The organism is Methylicorpusculum sp., from assembly GCF_030651835.1.
In the GTDB taxonomy this organism is placed as follows: Bacteria; Pseudomonadota; Gammaproteobacteria; order Methylococcales; family Methylomonadaceae; genus Methylicorpusculum.
In genome coordinates this window covers 14,929-35,207 of sequence record NZ_JAUSBX010000022.1, presented here as the reverse complement: position 1 = coordinate 35,207, position 20,279 = coordinate 14,929, and the positions used below count along the sequence as shown (strand labels likewise).

The 20,279-nt window shown below is 44.8% G+C and carries 20 protein-coding genes and 1 tRNA gene; 2 read left to right on the top strand and 19 right to left on the bottom strand.

The window, feature by feature from the left end; genetic code table 11:
* Positions 1–14: 14 nt before the first annotated feature.
* The 11 genes from Q7V32_RS02810 to Q7V32_RS02760 all read right to left on the bottom strand — a co-directional run bounded on the left by Q7V32_RS02810 (position 15) and on the right by Q7V32_RS02760 (position 8,928).
* Positions 15–1,028, bottom strand: a complete 1,014-nt coding sequence (locus tag Q7V32_RS02810; protein ID WP_304895466.1) for a glycosyltransferase — start codon at positions 1,026–1,028, stop codon at positions 15–17.
* Positions 1,025–2,851, bottom strand: a complete 1,827-nt coding sequence (locus Q7V32_RS02805) for a bifunctional 2-polyprenyl-6-hydroxyphenol methylase/3-demethylubiquinol 3-O-methyltransferase UbiG (RefSeq protein ID WP_304895465.1) — start codon at positions 2,849–2,851, stop codon at positions 1,025–1,027. Before Q7V32_RS02805 ends, Q7V32_RS02810 begins: the two co-directional genes overlap by 4 nt.
* On the bottom strand, positions 2,848–4,191 hold the full coding sequence (locus tag Q7V32_RS02800) for an ABC transporter ATP-binding protein (RefSeq protein WP_304895464.1): 1,344 nt from the start codon (positions 4,189–4,191) through the stop codon (positions 2,848–2,850). Before Q7V32_RS02800 ends, Q7V32_RS02805 begins: the two co-directional genes overlap by 4 nt.
* A 2-nt stretch (positions 4,192–4,193) precedes the next feature.
* On the bottom strand, positions 4,194–4,670 hold the full coding sequence (locus tag Q7V32_RS02795; RefSeq protein ID WP_304895463.1) for a hypothetical protein: 477 nt from the start codon (positions 4,668–4,670) through the stop codon (positions 4,194–4,196).
* Entirely contained in the window at positions 4,667–4,966 is a 300-nt protein-coding gene (locus Q7V32_RS02790; protein WP_304895462.1) for a nucleotidyltransferase domain-containing protein, read from the bottom strand. Before Q7V32_RS02790 ends, Q7V32_RS02795 begins: the two co-directional genes overlap by 4 nt.
* A 156-nt stretch (positions 4,967–5,122) precedes the next feature.
* Positions 5,123–5,626 (bottom strand): hypothetical protein, encoded by a 504-nt coding sequence (locus tag Q7V32_RS02785; RefSeq protein WP_304895461.1) that lies wholly within the window; start codon positions 5,624–5,626, stop codon positions 5,123–5,125.
* The gene (locus tag Q7V32_RS02780; protein ID WP_304895460.1) at positions 5,627–5,890 is read right to left on the bottom strand and encodes a nucleotidyltransferase family protein; all 264 of its coding nucleotides are present in this window, start codon (positions 5,888–5,890) and stop codon (positions 5,627–5,629) included.
* A gap of 146 nt (positions 5,891–6,036) precedes the next feature.
* Complete coding sequence (locus Q7V32_RS02775; RefSeq protein WP_304895459.1) at positions 6,037–6,828, bottom strand: ABC transporter permease; 792 nt, start codon at positions 6,826–6,828, stop codon at positions 6,037–6,039.
* 324 nt (positions 6,829–7,152) lie between these two features.
* Positions 7,153–7,229 (bottom strand) — tRNA-Met (locus Q7V32_RS02770).
* Between the two features lie 51 nt (positions 7,230–7,280).
* Complete coding sequence (ychF, locus tag Q7V32_RS02765; RefSeq protein WP_304895458.1) at positions 7,281–8,372, bottom strand: redox-regulated ATPase YchF; 1,092 nt, start codon at positions 8,370–8,372, stop codon at positions 7,281–7,283.
* A 130-nt stretch (positions 8,373–8,502) separates the two neighbouring features.
* Positions 8,503–8,928 carry a protein YgfX gene (locus Q7V32_RS02760; RefSeq protein ID WP_304895457.1) on the bottom strand — a complete coding sequence of 142 codons (426 nt, stop codon included), beginning with the start codon at positions 8,926–8,928 and terminating at the stop codon, positions 8,503–8,505.
* Positions 8,929–9,109: 181 nt separating this feature from the next.
* On the opposite strand from Q7V32_RS02760, the gene Q7V32_RS02755 reads away from it, so the two are divergent.
* Complete coding sequence (locus Q7V32_RS02755) at positions 9,110–9,241, top strand: hypothetical protein (RefSeq protein ID WP_304895456.1); 132 nt, start codon at positions 9,110–9,112, stop codon at positions 9,239–9,241.
* Positions 9,242–9,498: 257 nt separating this feature from the next.
* Here the strand turns inward: Q7V32_RS02755 and dnaQ are convergent, their stop codons facing one another.
* From dnaQ to Q7V32_RS02735, 4 genes are all read right to left on the bottom strand, one after another.
* Entirely contained in the window at positions 9,499–10,200 is a 702-nt protein-coding gene (gene dnaQ / locus Q7V32_RS02750; protein WP_304895455.1) for a DNA polymerase III subunit epsilon, read from the bottom strand.
* 10 nt (positions 10,201–10,210) lie between these two features.
* Positions 10,211–10,879: an alpha/beta hydrolase gene (locus tag Q7V32_RS02745; RefSeq protein WP_304895454.1), complete on the bottom strand. Its 669-nt coding sequence runs from the start codon at positions 10,877–10,879 to the stop codon at positions 10,211–10,213.
* Between the two features lie 76 nt (positions 10,880–10,955).
* Entirely contained in the window at positions 10,956–11,408 is a 453-nt protein-coding gene (gene rnhA, locus Q7V32_RS02740) for a ribonuclease HI (protein WP_304895453.1), read from the bottom strand.
* On the bottom strand, positions 11,401–12,114 hold the full coding sequence (locus Q7V32_RS02735; RefSeq protein ID WP_304895452.1) for a class I SAM-dependent methyltransferase: 714 nt from the start codon (positions 12,112–12,114) through the stop codon (positions 11,401–11,403). The genes rnhA and Q7V32_RS02735 overlap by 8 nt, the downstream gene beginning before the upstream one ends.
* Before the next feature lie 86 nt (positions 12,115–12,200).
* On the opposite strand from Q7V32_RS02735, the gene Q7V32_RS02730 reads away from it, so the two are divergent.
* Positions 12,201–13,967: a LysM peptidoglycan-binding domain-containing protein gene (locus Q7V32_RS02730; protein WP_304895451.1), complete on the top strand. Its 1,767-nt coding sequence runs from the start codon at positions 12,201–12,203 to the stop codon at positions 13,965–13,967.
* 96 nt (positions 13,968–14,063) lie between these two features.
* Here the strand turns inward: Q7V32_RS02730 and Q7V32_RS02725 are convergent, their stop codons facing one another.
* The 4 genes from Q7V32_RS02725 to Q7V32_RS02710 form a co-directional block, all read right to left on the bottom strand.
* Positions 14,064–15,665 carry an ABC transporter ATP-binding protein gene (locus tag Q7V32_RS02725; RefSeq protein ID WP_304895450.1) on the bottom strand — a complete coding sequence of 534 codons (1,602 nt, stop codon included), beginning with the start codon at positions 15,663–15,665 and terminating at the stop codon, positions 14,064–14,066.
* Entirely contained in the window at positions 15,658–17,001 is a 1,344-nt protein-coding gene (locus tag Q7V32_RS02720; protein ID WP_304895449.1) for an ABC transporter permease, read from the bottom strand. The genes Q7V32_RS02725 and Q7V32_RS02720 overlap by 8 nt, the downstream gene beginning before the upstream one ends.
* Positions 17,001–17,981 carry an ABC transporter permease gene (locus Q7V32_RS02715; protein ID WP_304895448.1) on the bottom strand — a complete coding sequence of 327 codons (981 nt, stop codon included), beginning with the start codon at positions 17,979–17,981 and terminating at the stop codon, positions 17,001–17,003. The genes Q7V32_RS02720 and Q7V32_RS02715 overlap by 1 nt, the downstream gene beginning before the upstream one ends.
* A gap of 87 nt (positions 17,982–18,068) precedes the next feature.
* Positions 18,069–20,237, bottom strand: coding sequence for an ABC transporter substrate-binding protein (locus tag Q7V32_RS02710; RefSeq protein ID WP_304895447.1), 2,169 nt, complete (start codon positions 20,235–20,237; stop codon positions 18,069–18,071).
* Positions 20,238–20,279: the final 42 nt, after the last annotated feature.

Sequence of the window (20,279 nt, the reverse complement as noted above, 5' to 3'; positions counted from 1 at the left end):
AGTTATTACTCAATTTATCGAAATACTATTTGTTTTATTTTTTGTCGAATAAAAAACTCGGTGCGATGGATATTCCATAGCAGCTTGTATTGTGTTATTACCTCACTAGTGAGCTTAATTGCGTCCAGAACCGTTATTTCACTCTTTCTATCATTAAAACTCAGTCCCCATTGTGTGCAAATTTTTTTAAACAACGGTTGTTTACTCAGTTTTCCATCGTAAATTAGACGAAGGATAATCATAGATATTTTTGTACAGCGAAATATCTCTTCAATCATTTCATCAAATAAATTCTGATCAAAAATAGTTGTAATTTGCGACTGTTTAGCACGTACAAATGGATAGTATTCATCATGCTCTCGATTTCTGATACCTGAAATTTTGCGGTTAATAGGCATCCTATACATACTGGTTGCAACGTCTACAAAAACAAACTCCGATTGGCTTGCATATCTTACCCATAAGTCCCAATCCTCTAGTCTTTGTAAACTTACGTCAAAGCCACCATATTGTTCAAACAGAGTTTTTCTAAATAACACTGATTGAATAGGAAGATAATTATTTACAAACAATGCTCCCCTGCTAAATTGCTGCCTAAACACTATACGAGCTGTCTTATCTTTACATTGAAAAGGGGTGTAACTGTCAATTTGCGATTTAACCTCATGAGACAATGAGTATGCAGCAACAGCAGCATTATTTTCTTCCAGTGCAGCAACAAGAAGATTTATATGATTAGGATAAAAAATATCATCATCATCCAGAAAACAAACATAATTGCCTCTTGCTACTTCAAGACCTAAATTTCCTGCTGAACATCTGTTAGCTTCAGTTTGCTGATAGTAGCGTAGCTCGCAGTTCTCAAATTTTTTATTTGCCAACCATTCCTGCAATCCCTTTGAGCCATTTTCAACTATCACAACTTCAATATTTTTATAAAGCTGTGATGAAATACTATCAATTGCCTGTTCTAAGCAACCAACTCTTGACGCACCTGTTCTAATAATAACGCTGACTTTATTATTCATCGCTTGCTTCTTAGTAAAATTCTTTTTGCAATTTCAAATAGGCTTGCATTTAAAGCTTCATCACGCTGTGCGACCAGTAATTTGTTTTCTTCAAATAGCCGATGATTGAGCGACAGTGCTTCGTTGCGCTCTACAATCGCCTGGTTTAAACCATGAGAAGGTAATGGCGAATCAGACCACCAGTTAAGAAAGGTTTCGACCGGTTGCTGGCTAATTTCTGCCTGAATAGCAGCCTCCATATTTCCAAAGCCTCTGATTTCGTTTTCACTTATTTCCAATCCAGCACTCTTGAAGGCCTCTCTAAAAAACATCATTCGGTTGGCCGGGAAGGCTTCGACAGTTTTGCCGAAACGTGATACAGATTGTACTAGCAAAAGTAAAATACGAAACACCAACCAACCGGCAGGTATGTCATCAGATAGCTGCCACTCGCTATCGATAGCCCGGTATGTCCCGTCATGCAGAATGATGATGTTCTGCGGAACTAGATCGAAACACGCCCCGGGAAGGTTTGTGTCAATAGAAGCTACGGGTACAGGTAAGTTGCTTGATGAAGCAAGCGAACTGGAAATGTGGAGAGAACGTCGCAAGAAGGCTCCTACTTCTTCGAAGCGCCACCCGTCACGGGTTACGATCTCTATTAATTCAAGCGATAATAGTTTACCGGATACATATTCAGCCTTTTCTGGGACGCTAAACTTTATCAGCCGATTCTCCTGAACCCGATGGGAATCAGGCGAAAGCATGTGATATTGCAGTTCTATAAGTCCCGTGTTCGTCACCAGAAAACGTGTTTCTTTGCAATATTCACTGGATCGCTCAGTACTAAAATGATAAGCAAGAATCTGTTCTTGCTGAGAGTTGTTTGTCACTACAAGAAAAGAATTCGCCAAGTCGAGAGCAATTCCGTTCCTAGCCACAATTGGCCAAACCAACTCAGGAGAAAACGCCAGATATGAAGGTAGCTGAGGGTCACGTCTGACGCTTTGCCAAGCCAGCGCGCCAGCGTCAAATTCTTCACAAGCAAATCCGCTTTCCGTGACGATAGAGACAGGTAGCTTGTAATCTGGAAATGGCGCTAGGAACTCGGATGTGCCAAAACCAGCCTGTTCCAACATGTCTGTCAACACTTTGCGCCCAAATGTTTGCGGCTGATCTTTGCGGTAGCGCCCCTCAATACCAACCATAGGCTGACCAAGATGATCTTCTGGGGCGCCTGCAAAATACTTTAAGCCCAATTGATTTTCAATGGCAATAATGAGTTTACCTTCGGGCTTGAGCAGTGAACGCACTCGCTTCAACATCTCAAGAGGAGGATTTTCTCCGGATGTGAATAAGTTGGCGTATTCAAGTACGCCAATCAGTGTAATCACATCGAACTGATGATCACATTGAAACTGATCAAACTTTTCGGTCAATACAGCAACATTTTCAAGGTCACGGGTTCGGGATCTTGCTATGGTAGCGCGTCGAGGACTACCCTCAAGCGCTAGAACATTTGCGCCACATTCGCCTATGTACCGAGTAATGGCGCCGCAGCCAGCCCCAATCTCAAGGACATCGCTTGTATTAAGAATATGCTTGAAAGGGCGCATGATATTGGCGCGAGTGCTGCTTAAATGGTAAAGAGATGGCCAGTCCGTACAATACTGGCGAAGTTCAGTGGAGAGAACTGAAACATCCAAAGCCTGTTTAATGATTGAGGCGATTCGCTTTTCTACTTCATCACCATCGCTATAGGCGATGCCTTTGTAGTTTGGGTTTATCCAGATGTTATCTACAAGATCAAGTTTGTAACCTAACTTTTGAGCGAGCTCTCTCATGCGACAACCTCTTTCGCATTCATTATAAGCTCCAGATCAGTAAGGCCAAAAAATCTAGTATTGGGGCGAACATGCAGATGGATTGAGTCGTATCGTCGATCATGGGGTATCACCTCTTCGCCATGCTTAGAGGCAAGACCCAAAGAAATGAAATAATCGCCGGGGGCAAGGAGGCAATTGAACGCAGCCTGAATTTGGATCACTGATTCGCTTCGGCCTAACTTTATGAAATCATCACAATCGAGCGTTTCTGAGTTAACACCATATACTGTGACGCCTTCCTTTGTTTTAATGGTAATTCCCAGTATCGGACGGTAAAAGTCGTTGTGAAATCTTATTGAAATAGCCATTGTAATTTTTTGTCCAGTGCTGACTGCTGACGGATAGGTGTCATCATCTGCTGCTAAATAGAAATCTAAAATGGTTGCAGTGCCATCACCCCAGCGATATTCATGTGGGTTGTAGCCGACGCGGGTAAAAAATAAATCTTCTGAATTACTTAAAGCATATGTGGATTTGATACCTGCTGGGGAAGAGGCCTTGGCCGATTGGGTTGCAAGACTTGCAGGTGTTTTTTTCTCTTTGCCAAAAAGTAAGTCCATATAACGGTTAATGACACTTCTTGGTTCGCCTGTTTCAAGCTGAGTACCGTTATTTAGCAAGATGGCGGTTGAACAATGAGTAACTATTTGTTCGCTTGAGTGAGTTACAAGCAATATGCTTGTTCCATTTTCTTTAAGCTGACGTAGGCGATCAAAACATTTTGCTTGAAATTTGGCATCACCAACAGATAGTGCCTCGTCGACGATCAAAATATCTGGATCAATCTGAGATTGAACTGCAAATGCTAACCGAACTACCATTCCGCTTGAATAAGTTTTGACCGGCTGATTGATAAATTCACCAATATCTGCAAAAGCGACTATATCATCGTAGCGTTTGTCGATCTCATCCTGTGTAAGTCCAAGCACGGCAGCATTCATATACACGTTTTCGCGTCCGGTGAAGTCGGGATTGAAGCCGGAACCAAGTTCTAGCAATGCCGCAATGCGCCCACTGGTTTGGATGCTGCCGCTAGTGGGGTTTAGTGTGCCGCAGATCATTTGCAGTAGTGTAGATTTGCCGCTGCCATTGCGCCCGATAATACCAACAGTTTCGCCTTTTTTAATTTCGAATGAAATATCTTTGAGCGCCCAGAACTCGCGGAAGTATTGTTTTGGGGGCTGCCAAGTCAAGCGCTGGAGGCGGGGCGCTACAAACTGCTTAAGCCGGTCACGCGGGGTGTCATAAATTTGGTAACATTTACTGAGGTTTTCAACTTTGATGGCGATGTTGGTCATGACTAATTTTTGCTTTCTTGGCAGAGTTTTTGGGTTACAGTCTCAAGCATTGGAACAAGTTCTAATGCACGTAATATGCTTTGCCGCAATAGTTCCACATCTTCAGTGTATTCATGCACCAAGTTATTGCGAAGGCTGCGAGCTTCAATCCAGTCGGTAACGCTCGCTATCAATCCCAGCTTTTCAGCACGGTTGAGATTGTCCAGCACGGTTCCGATAGGTTCTAGCTGCATACTAAGATAGGCGGGAAGAAGTTTGTCACCCAGTGTGTTTTGCAGACGACAGAAGCGACTAACGAAGGCATCAAGCCTTTCGGTCAGGTCGGCGTTTTGCTCAACCGCATCCAGCCAGCGAAACTGTGGATCAGTCTGCTTCAATCCTTCAGCAGTGTAGATGAGATAATTGCACTCTTTAATTACAACGCGCCGAAGGTGATCCAGTCTTGCGGCAAGACCCGTATTGGAATATTTATCCGTCATAACCGTACACCGTCGGAAAGTGCTTGTTGATGTATCTGTTTAAGTGGGGTTGACGGATCAATGACTAAAATATCAAATTTCTGCAAACCAAGTTTCATTTGCAGCAGGGCGTTATATCGAGCGGCAAGCACTGCTTTATCAGCAGTAGGCGATTCTAGCTTTATGAGCAAGTCCACGTCTCCCCCCTTGGCAGCGTCATTCAATCTGGAGCCAAACAGCCACACCGAAGCGCTATCCCCAAATACTTTTGCGGCGATGCCTGTAATCGTTGTTTGATAATTAGGCGGCAGGCGCATAACTCTCATTCTCTTAAAATTGTGACATATTGCTTAAGCCTGTCACGCGGGTTATCGTCGATGTGGTAGTACTTGCTGAGATTTTCTACTTTGATGGAGATGTCGTTTGTGCTCATTGGGGCATCCCACTTTCATCAGCTTGTTTTGTTTTTACAATCAACTGAACTCTGCTTGCTTGGGTGCAATACGCAGTTCTTCCTGGCAATAGTTGAGGAAGCGGACAGCGCTCATGTATAGCAAGGGAGTTAAGGTCTTTAGCGAATTAAAATGATCTGCGATTTCTGCATAGTTAATATCGTAGTCATGTGCGGCAAGATTACGCGCTGTACGACATAATTGCCATGACTCAACTGATTCGAGTACGCCTGTTTTTTGGTAAAAGCTGAGTACTTTAAGAAAGCTATCTGTGGGTTCACCAGCAAGAATGCAGGCATGTCGCATGGCCGCACCGAGTGTATCCTGCAGTTTGGCAAATCGCTCGTTGATTGCCGCCATTGCTTCGAATAGCACGACATTCTTTTTTTGCGTTTCTAACAGATCTGCCGTCAATGGCCATGCTAGTTTTCTGCTAGAAGCATCAAGGAAGTAAACGCAACGTTGTATTGCCTCTAAAAGCTCTGCAAGGTGCTGTTTTTCTGAGTCGAGAATGGATAGTTTCACTTATATATCCAATTGAATCGACTGAGATTGGGCAATGATTTGAAAAGGTGTTGCCACAGCACCACGGGATTTCGACACGATGTCAACGGGTAAACCAAGTTGAGATTCCAACTGCATTTTAATGTGTGCTCGCTGTATTAGCGATAGATTTGTATCGGATTCGATGAGTAGATCTATATCCCCACCTTTTGCTTGGTCGTTGAGTCTGGAGCCAAATAGATAGACTTCCGCTCCCATACCAGCCGAACGTATAACTGTTTGCATAATTATTTCTGTTTGTTGTTTCGTCAGTCTCATTTTTTATTCAACCTGGCGTTTAAACACAACAAATCGGCAGGCTGGCCATTAGTTAGCCTCATCTCTTGTGTCCACTTGAAACGTGTTAGCAATTAATCGAATAGGAAAAATCATTAGAGGACATCGGCAAAACCCTTTCTTGTCTTTTGAAACCAGGCAAAGCCAGCCCAAGCCATCGATAGGCCTAATCCCATCAGGACAGACCACATTAGGGGATTGGGCAGTTGCCCAAACACCAACACGCCCCGGCTTTGCTCAATAATGACTGCGAGCGGATTAAAGTGCAACCAAAATTGGTAGCGCTCTGGCAATGCACTCATTGGAAAAAACACGGCAGAGATGAAGAGCATGACCGTGGTAAACATGCCGGTGATTTGACTCACATCACGCAAATATACGCCGAGCGCCGCCAAAAACCAAGCCAGCCCCATGCTGCCTAGAATAAGAGGCAAAAGCACTAGTGGAAAGAGTCCTGCTGTCATCGGCACGTGCTGGTTAAGAACAAGTTGCGCCAACAAAAGAACGACAAGACTGATAATCGTATGAAACAGTGCCGAGCCAAAGACAATCCAAGGCAGAATTTCCAGCGGAAATACCACTTTCTTGACGTAATTAACGTTTGAGATGATTAAACTGGGCGCACGATTGATGCATTCGGCAAACAGCCCATGGACGATGAGCCCAACGAACAAGATGATGGCGAAATCGGTTTTACTCTCGTCCGCACCTATTCCCCATCGTGCTTTAAAGACGACTGAGAACACAAAAGTGTAAATGACGAGCATGAGTAGTGGATTTAAGAATGACCAAGCCAAGCCCATCACCGACCCCTTGTAACGGCCAATGGCTTCGCGCTTACTCATTTGATAAATCAATTGCCTGTTGCGCCAAAAGCTGCCAAACATTTCAACCGGACTTGCAGAAAACTGACGCATCAGTCTACTAACCGGACTTTCGTCAACCCGAGAGTACTGAGCAACGCAGCCAACTTTGGAATCTTATATTCATACAGAACTTCGAGCATACCTAGGTTGACCCTATGGAATTATTGTTAAAATTGACGTCATAATTTGTTACCCAGTCGAAACCGTCATTCCTTCGATTTATTTAATGGCGGGTATCAATGAGTTCAAAAAACACCATAGACACTAGTTCCACAAATTTTAGCAGGGTGAATACACCGATTAAGAACTATTGAGTAGTTTGGCACCCAATACAATAATTTTTTATGGTGGCGATGGGTGGACTTGAACCACCGACCCCGGGGTTATGAATCCCGTGCTCTAACCAGCTGAGCTACATCGCCTAAAGGAGGTCTGTAAAAGAGCGGGCATTATAGGGACCCGCTTTTTATTTGTCAAACGTTGAATCTAAAGTGCACGACATCGCCATCTTTGACAATGTAGTCTTTACCTTCCAATCGCCATTTGCCGGCATCTTTAGCGCCTTGCTCGCCTTTATGCGCAACGTAATCGTCATAGGCGATCACTTCCGCGCGAATAAAGCCTTTTTCAAAATCACTGTGAATCACGCCGGCGGCTTGCGGCGCTGTTGCTCCGACGGGTATGGTCCAGGCTCTGACTTCTTTAACGCCGGCGGTAAAGTAAGTGGATAAGTTAAGCAATTGATACCCTGCCCTAACTACCCGATTCAAGCCAGGCTCATCCAGACCCAGATCCTGAAGAAATTCCTGCTTTTCATCTTCTTCCAATTGTGCAATTTCTGACTCTATGGCCGCGCAGACAGGAACGACGATGGCGCCTTCTTTTTCTGCATGAGCGCGGACTTTATCGAGCATCGGATTGTTTTCAAATCCGTCATCCTGAACATTGGCGATGTACATCGTCGGCTTGATGGTCAACAGACACAGCTCTTTGATCAGTGCTATTTCATCATCACTTAATTTTAACGCCCTGACCGGCTCGCCTTTGTCCAGTTGTTGATTAACTCGTTCTAAAACATCCTTTTTAGCCAATTCGTCTTTATTGCCTGACTTTGAAGCTTTCATTACGCGCAGCAAAGCTTTTTCGACCGTCGCCATATCGGCAAGCGCCAGTTCTGTGTTGATAACTTCTATATCGGCGACCGGATCGATCTTGCCGCTGACATGGATGACATTGTCATCGACAAAACAGCGGACGACATGGGCAATGGCATCTGTTTCGCGGATATTGCCTAAAAACTGGTTACCCAGCCCTTCCCCTTTGGATGCACCAGCCACTAAACCTGCAATGTCGACAAATTCAATTGTGGTGGGCAGGATGCGCTGCGGCTTGACAATTTCGGCCAACTTGTCCATACGACTGTCTGGTACCGGAACAACGCCGACATTAGGATCGATGGTGCAAAATGGGTAATTTTCAGCGGCAATTTTTGCCTTGGTCAGCGCGTTAAACAAAGTCGATTTGCCGACATTCGGCAAGCCGACGATTCCACAATATAGGGCCATAGTGCTCTCAGTTTCTGGTTATTCGGTACGGGGGCAGGCTTCCCGTAAAAACGGGCAATTATACAGTTCTTAATCAGTTTCTTGATAAAAAAGTTCAGCGTGCACTTAATCTCGTAAAGCACTGACCTGTCTAAGCAAGTCCGTTGACTTTAAGTAACACAAGTAATTTTCTAAAATCGGCGGTTTCCAGTGCATCACAAAAAATTGGCAAGTAATGTTTGCGGTTGGCCAAGCTGTAATGAAGCACGATTAGCCAGGGCGTTATTACCGTCGAAGGGCAAATTTGAATGGGCTCAAACCCACTACCGACATCAATTTGCCAGCTGTTTGCATCGCTATATCTAACGGCCGATTTGTTCTTGTGACCAGTTGCCCGGTGTGAATAGATAAAGTTGCTGACTACCAAACAAAGGATCAGCAGAGCCTTAATCCATATTGATAATGAAGCCAAAAATACGGCAGATAGGGCCAGTAAATGAAGTATGCGGATAAAGCGCTTTTTCCATTGAGAAGGATTGATTTGTAGATGCAGAGATTGTTGGAAACGTGGATTCATGGAGATTGTTTGGTTAATTCCCGGCAACCCTAGAATAAGACTCGATTAAAAATTATTTGGCGTAACGGCAAGGACATCATAGTAATAAAAAATATTTTTCACATCCTTGTGACCTGGATTTCGGCAATCCATGCATGAATGACGGCAACTATTAACGTAAAAAATAACCTTAATTAAGGCTATGTTTGTGTTAATAGTTGGTGTCGCCCCGGCACGGATTGCCGGGGTCCAGAAGCCATGGATGGCGTTGGACTTTCACCTCCTTGTGACTTGGTTTCCGGCAATCCATGCCGGAATGACGGCGTTGACGTAGTTTCAACTACTAAAGCGAACATAGCCTTAATTAATCCCCATGGACACCTGGATCACTCTAGAAAAAACTGGGAAACTTTAGATCATGAAGCGGACTTACGTAATTCGTAATCAATGCTGGTTGGTTGAGGCAATAGCCATAACCCAACAGATAAACATTTCGTAATTGAATGCTTCGATTGTTGGGTTAGGCTCTCCGAGCAAACCCAACCTACCTTGCCCTGTGAAGATACTCTCTCTGTTACGAATGCCAGACCGCTATTTCCACAAACAATTGCCGCTTGCTTTTTCTATGGCGGCCAACCGGGCTTGATGTTGTTGAAGCTCGTCTTCATTGCAGTAGATAATGGCTAAAGGTTTGCGATCAGCTAAAACCCGTTTGACTTGCAGATCTGTTTGCTCTTGCCGGCTGTCCGTGGCTTCTTCTAATAGCGAAGATTGCCCCCCGGTCATCAATAAATAGACTTCGGCAAGAATTTCGGCATCCAGCAACGCGCCGTGCAGCTCTCTATGACTGTTATCAATGCCATAACGCTTACACAGAGCGTCCAGGCTATTACGTTGTCCGGGATGCTTTTTGCGGGCAAAACTCAAGGTGTCAAATACTTCGCTGTATTGGCTAACGGTGCCGAGCGTCTTATCCAGCAAGGCGAATTCGTGATTGATAAACCCTACATCGAAAGGTGCATTATGGATGATTAGTTCTGATTCCTTGATGAACTGGATGAAATCATCAGCAATGTCGGTAAACAACGGTTTATCGTTCAAAAATTCATTGGTAATACCATGCACTTCAATTGCGCCGCTATCAATCACGCGTTGCGGATTGATATAGACATGAAAATGCCGCCCGGTTAAGCGCCGGTTGACCAATTCAACACAACCGATTTCAATGATCCGATGGCCTTCCTGAGGATTTAATCCGGTCGTTTCGGTATCGAGTACGACTTGTCTGCTCATCGAAACCGCCTCACTGATTGAAACACTGTTTTATGAATTTTTTGATCGCCTCAATTTCCTGATAAATCACTTCGTGCTGCATCCCAAATTCCAGCCATTGAACCGGATAACCCAACGCGACTAAACCGTCACGCGCCATTTTGCCCGCTTGAATCTCGACCACAGGATCTGCGGTACCATGCACCATCAATATCGGCGTGGTTTTGTTTGTTTCACAGGCTTCGGTTTCAAGCTGGGTAATGGTCGGTAAATACGTCGACAGCGCCACAATGCCGCCCAGTTTTTGCGGGAAACGCAGACCTGCATGCAAGGCAATGACGCCGCCTTGTGAAAATCCGGCGAGCACTATATTTTCAGAAGGAATCCCTTTATTGATTTCCATTTGGATCAGCTCATGGATGGCTTCAGATGAAGCGTAAATGCCTTGTTCATCGACTTTCCGGGTCAACGTCATTTCCAGGATGTCATACCAGGCACGCATGACCATTCCGCCATTGATCGTAACCGGTTGCAACGGAGCATGAGGGAAAATAAAATGCACGCCAGCCTCATGGAGATCCAGCGCAGGTGTTATGCCCGCAAAGTCATGACCATCGGCGCCCAATCCATGAATCCATATAATGGAGTAACGATGAACCGATTCGGGCAATTGTTCTACATAGTCTAAAGTGCTTGTCATTGTTGCTTAAAAATTGAGTGTTTTAGTCAAAACAGTAATGAGTACTGTCGTTTAAATTTAACCCGCCTAAAGAGCCCTATCCAGTAAATGTTTGCTTGAGTGATTCAATACCCAGATTAGCGAGTTGATCGGCTCTATCATTGCCGGGATCACCGGAATGGCCCTTTATCCACCGCCATTCCACCTTATGCTGAATAAGCGCCTGATCAAGCCTGCGCCATAAATCTTCATTTTTGACCGGTTTTTTAGCCGCGGTTTTCCACCCTCTTTTTTTCCAGTTGGGTAGCCATTCGGTAATGCCTTGAAGAACATATTTGGAATCGGTATTTAATACTACCTGGCAAGGGCGACTAAGCTCCTCCAGCGCCTTAATGGCCGCCATGAGTTCCATACGGTTATTGGTTGTCAAAGCCTCACCGCCATGCAACTCTTTTTCTTTTCCCTTATAGGCCAGGATAACGCCCCAACCTCCCGGCCCAGGATTGCCCTTGCAGGCTCCGTCGGTATAAATAATGACTGATTCAGACATTATCTTGAGATCTTTGCGAGGATTCCATATTACCGGCAATCGCAAAACCTGATTTTTTAACGGTAACAGGATTAAAAGGAATGATATTGTAGCGCCGCTTAATCGCTCTAATTGCATACGATGTGGCAAACAAAGAAACAAATCCACCTTCGGCATCGATGGGTCTGGGCTTATCTTTATCGATGGTCAGATCGGAAATCGCTTTCGCCTCAAAATTAAGCAAGCGCAACCAGTCCAATACTCTTTTTTTACTGATGAAGTGCCCCAAAATTGAATCCGCCAATCTGATTTCCCATAAATACTGATAACGCACCCAAAAGCTCCAGGGATTAAAATTGATTATGACCAAGTGACCTTCCGGTTTTAATACCCGTTCAATTTCGCGCATGGTTTCAAAGCGATGAGTATCAAATTCCAGCAGGTGCGGCAACAAAATCAGATCGATACTTTCGCTTTGAATAGGCAAAGCATAGGATTTTGCTCTTAATTTCTTCGCTTTTGGGCATCCCAAGCCGTTTACATCGAGAATTGCAACATCATATAAGTCGCAGTCGATAAACTCTTCTTCCCAGCCCAACCCACCTATTTGCAATATTTTTTGCTTGCAACTCACTGTTATTGAACGCTTTATAAAAGAAGCTTCGACATCTAGCAAGAGCTTTCCTCTTGGCGTTTGATACCAGCCGAATAAAAAATTACGCTTCATACAGGAGTCTCAAAATGCGAAATACGATGAATTTCAAACAAAAACGGCTATACTATCGGTTTCCTTGGTAAAAAAGTATAAATGATATGATTAAGATTAATTCTAACAGGTCATTGCCGATTTTATCGCTTTTGATTATGACCACTGCGGGATGTACTTCGCACACGGCAAATGACAGTTTGAGTCAAAGTGTAAAACCACCTGTAATCTCTCATGATGACTACTACGCTAAGCCAACAGTCAGACCCAAATACCCTAATCGTAAACTTGCTAAATTAAATTTTAAAAAATCTTCTGCGGGTTACGTTAAAGGAAAAGGGGGTAGCATTTGGGATAGACTGGTTTCGCTCTATGCATTGCCTGAAGTTGAGAACGAACGCATAGAAAAAGAAATCAACTGGTTTATAAAAAACCCTGAATATTTAGTCAGAGTTCAACAACGAGCTGAACCTTATCTTCATTTGATACTTGAAGAAATCGAGTCAAAAAATATACCTGGGGAACTGGCGCTTCTACCCATCGTGGAAAGTGCATTTCGTCCGAACGCCAACTCATCGGCTCAGGCATCCGGTTTATGGCAATTTATCCCCGAAACAGGACGCCTTTACGGTTTAAAACAAAACAGTTGGTATGACGGCAGACGCGATGTGTATGCATCCACTCAAGCGGCCACCCAGTTTTTAAAAGACCTGGGCGAAAACTTTGATGGTGATTGGCTGCTGGCACTTGCATCCTACAACTGGGGCAAGGGCAATGTTCAAAAGTCCATTGACAGAAACATGGCTAATGACCTGCCAACTGACTATTGGTCATTAAGAATGCCCAATGAAACCTTTAATTACGTGCCAAGATTAATTGCAGTCGCTAAAATATTTGCTAATCCTGAGCTTTATAATATTCCTTTACAGAATATTCCTGACGAACCTTATTTTGAAGTCGTCAATGTCGATTCGCCGCTGGATCTTAGAAAGGCCGCCGAACTGGCTAACACTTCCATGGAAGAAATAGTCAAACTCAATCCAGCGTTTAAAAAGAACAGAACCACCTCTAACGGCCCTAACCGCTTGTTAATTCCTGTCAATCAGGCAGAATTGTTCAGGCAGAACCTCGCCCAACTCTCCGTTAACGACAGAGTTTCCAGCTACGATGAACGGGAGCAAGATGAGCCGGTAGCCGCTAAAACCATAAAGACTCAAATCCCGGCCAGCACCAAAAAAGCCGAGAAGCATGTTGTCAAACGGGGTGAAACCTTAAGCGTGATTGCTAATAAACACGGTATCACCGTCAGTGCTTTGCTGAAGGCTAACGGCTTAACCAATGCCTCTCATATACAGACAGGCAAAACGCTTTCGTTACCAGGCTCAGCTAATATCATCCATAAAGAAGCATCCAGCCAAAAGCCAATTACTGCACAAACGGCTAAGCAAGTCGCTCATACCGTAACAAAAGGCCAAACCTTCTGGCGCATCACTCAGGAGTACTCTGTCAGTGCCGATGATTTAGCCAAGTGGAATAACCTAAAACCAGGCTCACCTATCAAAGCCGGTCAAAAACTGGTTATAAAAAATCCAGGCAAATCAGAAGCTAATAAGACTACAGCGCCTACTCAGCTTGTAACAAAACAAAGCGCTGCCAAACCATCCTCATCAAAAGTGAAAACATTGGCCAATGCAAAATCGGTCTTAAAACCGGTAAACAAACAAGTCCAATATAAAATCAAACCGGGTGATTCGCTGAGCCAGATTTCCAAGAAATTTAATGTCCCTGTCTCTGACTTGGTTAAATGGAATCCCAGCAATGCTAAAAACCTTAAAGCAGGAAATGAATTAAAAGTCGTCTTGGGCAATACTTGATCTTGACAAAGCTTAAGTGAAAAAGGCCGGGTCAACAAACCCGGCCCATAAGCCCTAATCAGTTATCTATCTGCCCTTCGAAAAGCAGATCACACCTTAAATCTGTAATTGAGGAACCGCGTTAAGCAGCGTCTTTGTGTAAACATGGTCAGGATGCATCAACACCTTTTCTACACGCCCGTATTCCACAATCTTTCCACCCAACATGACGGCAACATCGTCGGCAATTTCCGCCACTAATGCAAGATCATGGGTGATAAACAGATAGCTGATCCCTTTTTGCTGTTGCAGCAATTTGAGTAATGCAATGATTTGAGCCTGCACCGACACATCCAGCGCACTGGTCGGCTCATCACACACAATCAGCTTGGGCTCCACAGCCAAGGCCCTGGCTATACAAATCCGCTGCCTCTGCCCCCCTGAAAATTCATGCGGATAGCGATACGCCGATTCTTCCGGTAAATCGACTTGTCTGAGCAGTTCAAACACGCGACGCTGTCTTTCAATGTTATCGATTTCGGGACGTAAAGCCTTTATCCCTTCTTCAATGATCTCTCCGACCAGCATTCGTGGATTCATCGATGAAAAAGGATCTTGAAAGACAATCTGGACCTCGGCCCGCTTTTTTCTCAAGACTTCTCCGCTTAAGCGGTTAATTTCAATGCCATCCAGTAAAACCCTGCCTGCGGTTACCGGAATCAAATTGAGCAAGGCTTTGCCCAATGTCGTTTTACCGCATCCCGACTCCCCGACCAAGGCCAGCGTTTTGCCGCGTTGAATATCAAAACTGACATCATCGACCGCTTTGACATGATCAACCACGCGCTTAAAAACACCTTTTCGTATCGGATAATAGACCTTAAAGTTTTCTATCCTGCACACCACCTCACTGCCAGGCTTATCCGTCCTGATGCTGTGTTCCAATAATGGCAATGCGGCCATCAATTTTTGCGTATAAAGATGCGTCGGCCGCTTAAAAAGCGAACTACTTTTACCGGTCTCGACGATCTTGCCTTGCTGCATCACCGCAATCCGGTCTGCCCGGTTCGACACCAACGCCAAATCATGGCTGATTAATAATAAAGCCATGCCGGTTTGTTTTTGTATCGATTTCAACAGATCAAGAATCTGCGCTTGAATGGTGACGTCCAAAGCCGTAGTGGGCTCATCGGCAATCAATAGCTCAGGATTTCCTGCCAAAGCGATGGCGATCATGACCCGCTGACGCTGTCCACCCGATAGCTGATGCGGAAAATCCCCCATACGCGCATCGGGATTGGGGAGCTCAACCATTTTCAGCAATTCAACCACCCTGGACTTGATGGCATTGGCAGATAAAGACTGATGTATTTCCAGCACCTCTTCTATTTGCCGGCCGATAGTCAGAACCGGATTCAAGGATGACATGGGGTCCTGAAAGATCAGAGCAATACGCCGCCCTCTGACGCGGCATAAATCAAACTCAGCCATAGCCATCAGATCAAGGTCGCCGAGTTTAATGGATCTTGCCGTCAGTTTTGCATTGCGCGGCAGCAAGCGCAACACAGACAAAGCGGTAAGTGACTTTCCGGATCCCGACTCACCCACCAAAGCGAATGTTTCTCCCTGCGCAATCTCGAAGCTGACACCGTCAACGACTTTTTGATCACGGCCAAACACAACACTCAGATTATTGACCTGCAAAACCGGTTTACTCATGTTCAGCCCGCCTAGGATCAAAAGCATCCCTGACCGTATCGGCAAATAAATTTGCAGCCAGTACCAAGGTAAACATAAACAGGAAAGCGGCCGCTAGAGACCACCACACGGCGGGCTCGCGGGCCATCTCAAGCCGGGCACCGTTAATCATATTGCCCCAACTGTACGTCGTAGGATCGACACCGATATTGATATAGGACAAAACCGCTTCAGCCAGCACCAAAGAACTGAAATCAAGCACTACGGAAATGATGATAATGTGCATGACATTAGGCAGGATATGCTTGTATAAAATCATCCCCTGCTTAACACCCAAAGCTCTGGCAGCTTGCACATATTCCATTTCTCGCAGCTTTAAAGTTTCGGCGCGCAGCATTCGGCATAAGCCCGTCCAACTGGTCACGCCTAAAATCAGACACAAAAACAGTAAGCGCATATCCGCTCTGACAATCAAACTGGTGAAATCATCGGGATGATTGGCCATATAGACTTGCACCATCAGGATGGACGCGGCTATCAGCAAAACCCCAGGAATTGAATTGAGGGTCGTATAGATATACTGGATGACATCATCCAGCCAACCATGAAAAAACCCGGCCAATATACCGAAAACTATCGCCAAAGGCAGCATGACCAGGGTAGTCAGTGTTCCTATCACAAGTCCGGTCCGGATACTTTTGACCGCCTGATAAAACACATCTTCCCCGACTTTATCGGTGCCTAAAATATGATAATGAGCTGATAACTCAATGGCCGTAAAAACCAGCGAGATCAAAACCACCACAACAATAATCACCGTCTTTCCTGTTGATTGTTTTAGCCAGGCATCTTCTTGCTTACGCACGGACAACCACAACAAACTCAGAGGCAGCAAAGAAAATACAAACCCTTCTGCCAAGCCTGTTACGGTTTTAAGCAGTACATCGCTCGCTAAGTCACTGTCAGGATCAGCCAGATGCGCAGCTCCATGCTTGAGACGCGGATACCCCCATACCTGCGCACCCTCATCTACGACCATTAATTCCTTACCGAACAAATACGCGGAAAAAGGCGCCGAATAGGTTTTTTCTGAGTTTTGACGAATCGGTGACGCCCAATAATCTAATAAACTGATGATCTCATTGGAACGCTCCTCATCGGTTCTAAAGTGTATTGAATCCAATAAACCTATGCAGACAAACAGCAGCAATACAGTTAACGACACCATGCCGGTTTTGCTTCGACCCACTTTTCGGATAGGTCGCTGCATGGTCGCCCTTCCTCGTACACAAAACCAAAACCCTGCACCGCAAATCAGCAGCAAATAGATTAAAGCATCAGTCCACAACACCACCATTATGACAACCTGACGCGAGGATCAACTAAGGTATAGGAAATATCGGTCAACAGCAGACCGAAAATATAAAGCACCGAACCCAGAAAGACCATTGATCTTACAATGGCAAAATCCTGACTGCTGATCGCATCAATGGTATAACTGCCAAGCCCGGGAATACTGAAAAACGATTCCATGATCAAACTGCCCATAAACAACAAGGGCAACACCACCACTACACCGGTTAAGATCGGAATCATCGCATTTTTGACGACATGTCTGAACAAGGTTTGCGTTTCGCTGAGGCCTTTGGCTCTGGCCGTTCGAACATAGTCTTTTTCGACTTCTTCTAAAAACAGGGTCCTGTACCACCGAGCACCCGAGCCTATTCCCGATACAACACCAATCAGTACCGGCAGCACAACGAATTTAATCGCGTTGAAGCCCCCGTCATAGCCGGAAATAGGCACCAACCTGAGTAGTTTACCGAATAAGAATTGCCCGCCGATAATATAAAAAAGCGAAGAAATCGACATCAATATCACACACAATACGACACCACTGAATTCCAGATATGAGTTTCTGAACAGCACCATCATCAGCGCAACCGTGATATTGACTATCAATCCTAAAACCAAAGAAGGTAAAGCAACAGCCAGACTGGGCCACATGCGCTGTTTGATATCCGCGCCGATATTGCGCTTATCACTATCAGAAATACCGAAATCGAACCAGAAAAGTCCTACCGATTTCTGATAAAAAACAGTTTGGGTCACTGTTTCAAGCCCCTGCCCGGCCTCGTTCCATAACAATGGCAAATCGTAACCTCTTTGTTTTTTCCAGTTATCGACCGCTTGCTGTGTCACATGTTTTTGACCTAATTGCATTCTCGCCATGTCATCAGGACTGTTGACAACAAAAAACAACACAAAGGTCAGGATATTAACGCCAATCAGCAAAGGCAAAGCGTATAACAATCGCCTGATAATATAATGAATCAAAGTTGCACCTCAGTGGCAGTAACTGAATGCCCGCTATTGATGTCGGCCACGCAAATCCGGCGATCCGGGGCATAAAGTCTGAATACTCTAGTCATTTAAAGCCAGTCTTATTTTTCTGCGATAAGCGATAACAGCAGGAATGATTAAACCGACCAGCAACAACAAAAATAAACCAAGCGGCCAAAAGACCGGCGCGTTCCATTGTTGCCGGCTTTCCTTGCGCATTACTGGATCGATCTTATGATATTTAAGGCGATTGTTGGCCATCAGATTCGGCTTAACATTCGTGTACCAGCCGTGATGCAAAACATAATCTTCAGGATAAAGTCCGAAAAGCCAGGGCGCATCGTGTCGTATTAAATTCTGCAACTGTTGAATCAACTGATAGCGTTGCTCATTATTGCCGAGGTTACGCATTTGCCTGAACAGACGATCAAATTTCGGATTTTGGTAGTTACCGGCATTTTCGCCACCGAATGCAACTTTAGCGTTAGGACCATATAACAGGAAAAAGAAGTTTTCGGGATCAGGATAATCCGCGTTCCATCCCCACATAAAAATCTGGGCATTGCCGGCCCGCATTTTTTGCTGGAAACGGTTGTAGTCTGTTCCGCGAATAACAAGTTTAATGCCCAGTTTTTTTAATTGTTTGCGAAACCAATTCATCCTGGGCCTTTCTTCAATACTGGTCGCCGGTGTATCAAGATACAAAATCAACGACTGACCGGTTTTACTATCGACACCGCCTGGACAACCGGCTTCTTTCATCAGTTTTTGGGCATATTGAATATCTTTTCGCTTGGCTTGACCATTCACCCAATCGTAGACATAAGGATTCACGCCCTCCTTCCCTTCTGCATACCCGAAGATGCCTGGCGGCAAAGCACCATGCGCAGGGATCCCTCTGCCATTCATAAAAATGGATATGAACTCCTCGTAATCAATTGCGATAGAGATTGCTTGACGCAGTTTACGGGATTTTTCTCCATTCCTTCCCAGGGTAGCATCCAGCATATTGAAACCGATATAAAAGATGGAACTGGATACCGCTTTTTGAAGCTGAATGCCTTTATTTTGCATGTCTGCCGTCAGATTCGGGTCTCCCGTACCGGAAAACTGCACAACCTGATCAAAACTGTCCGAAGATATACCGGATACATCATAATAACCTTGTAAAAACTTACTCCACGTCGGAATCGTTTCCTTTTCCAGCGTAAACACCACTTTTTCGATAAAAGGCAGTTTCTTGCCGGCATCCGCCAACAATCCGTTTGGACCATCTTCTTCCTCACCCTGATCAGGATAGCGATCATCGTGGAAATTAGGATTTTTGACCATCACCATTCGACGATTCGGATTATTTTCTTGCAGTTGAAAAGGCCCTGTGCCGATGGGATACCAATCCAATGTAATATTTCTTTGGGTCAGGAGGGGATTGTCGTAAAAAATATCCGCTTCCCATGGCATTGGCGCAAAGAAAGGCATGGCCAGCCAATAAATAAACTGCGGATACTTGCCTTTGATTCTAATTCGATAGGTATAGCGAGATTCGGCAACCACGCCTTCAAGAGGCAATGTGCGTATCTCCTTTAACGTTTTTCCGGCGGATTGCTCATAAAACCCGGCAAATCCGCTGATATAATTTTTCATCAATTCGCTGATAGGCGATTGAATTTTTGCAGTAGCCATCCGTTTGATCTGGTAAACATAATCTTCCGCCGTCAACTCGCGCGTGCCAGTTTGTTCAAAATCGTTAAGCGTGTTGATTCCGTGTAACTGCAAATCAGTCAGTTGATGATACAGATAGGCACCGGAATCGGATCTGGCTAAAGCAGGATGCGGCTGATACAAGATACCCGGCTTGATCTGTATCACATAGTCGGTGTACTGGATTAAACGCTCCTCGGCATTGGAGGGCAACTGACGTCCGTTACTATCCAGATAACGAACGGAAGGCATTTGCTCTGCGGTTAGAGGCTCTAATTCATAAGGCCGTTTCAGATAATGATACTGAAACGGAGGCTCATAAATATTACCGATGAAAACATATTCATTGGCACTGTAAGAAACCGCAGGATCAAGGTGCTTGGGTCGTTCAGTAAAAGACGAATACAAGACCGCCTGATTATCTTCAGCCTTGCTGTAGGGATTGTTGAGCTGAGATAAATCGCATCCAGCCAAATTTAAAAACAGCGTCAATAACACTAAAAAAAGAACACGCTGCTCAACTGCTTTCATTGACAAATTACTGGACATCAAATTGAGGCTCATAGATACTTTCGCTATTGTAACAACAAA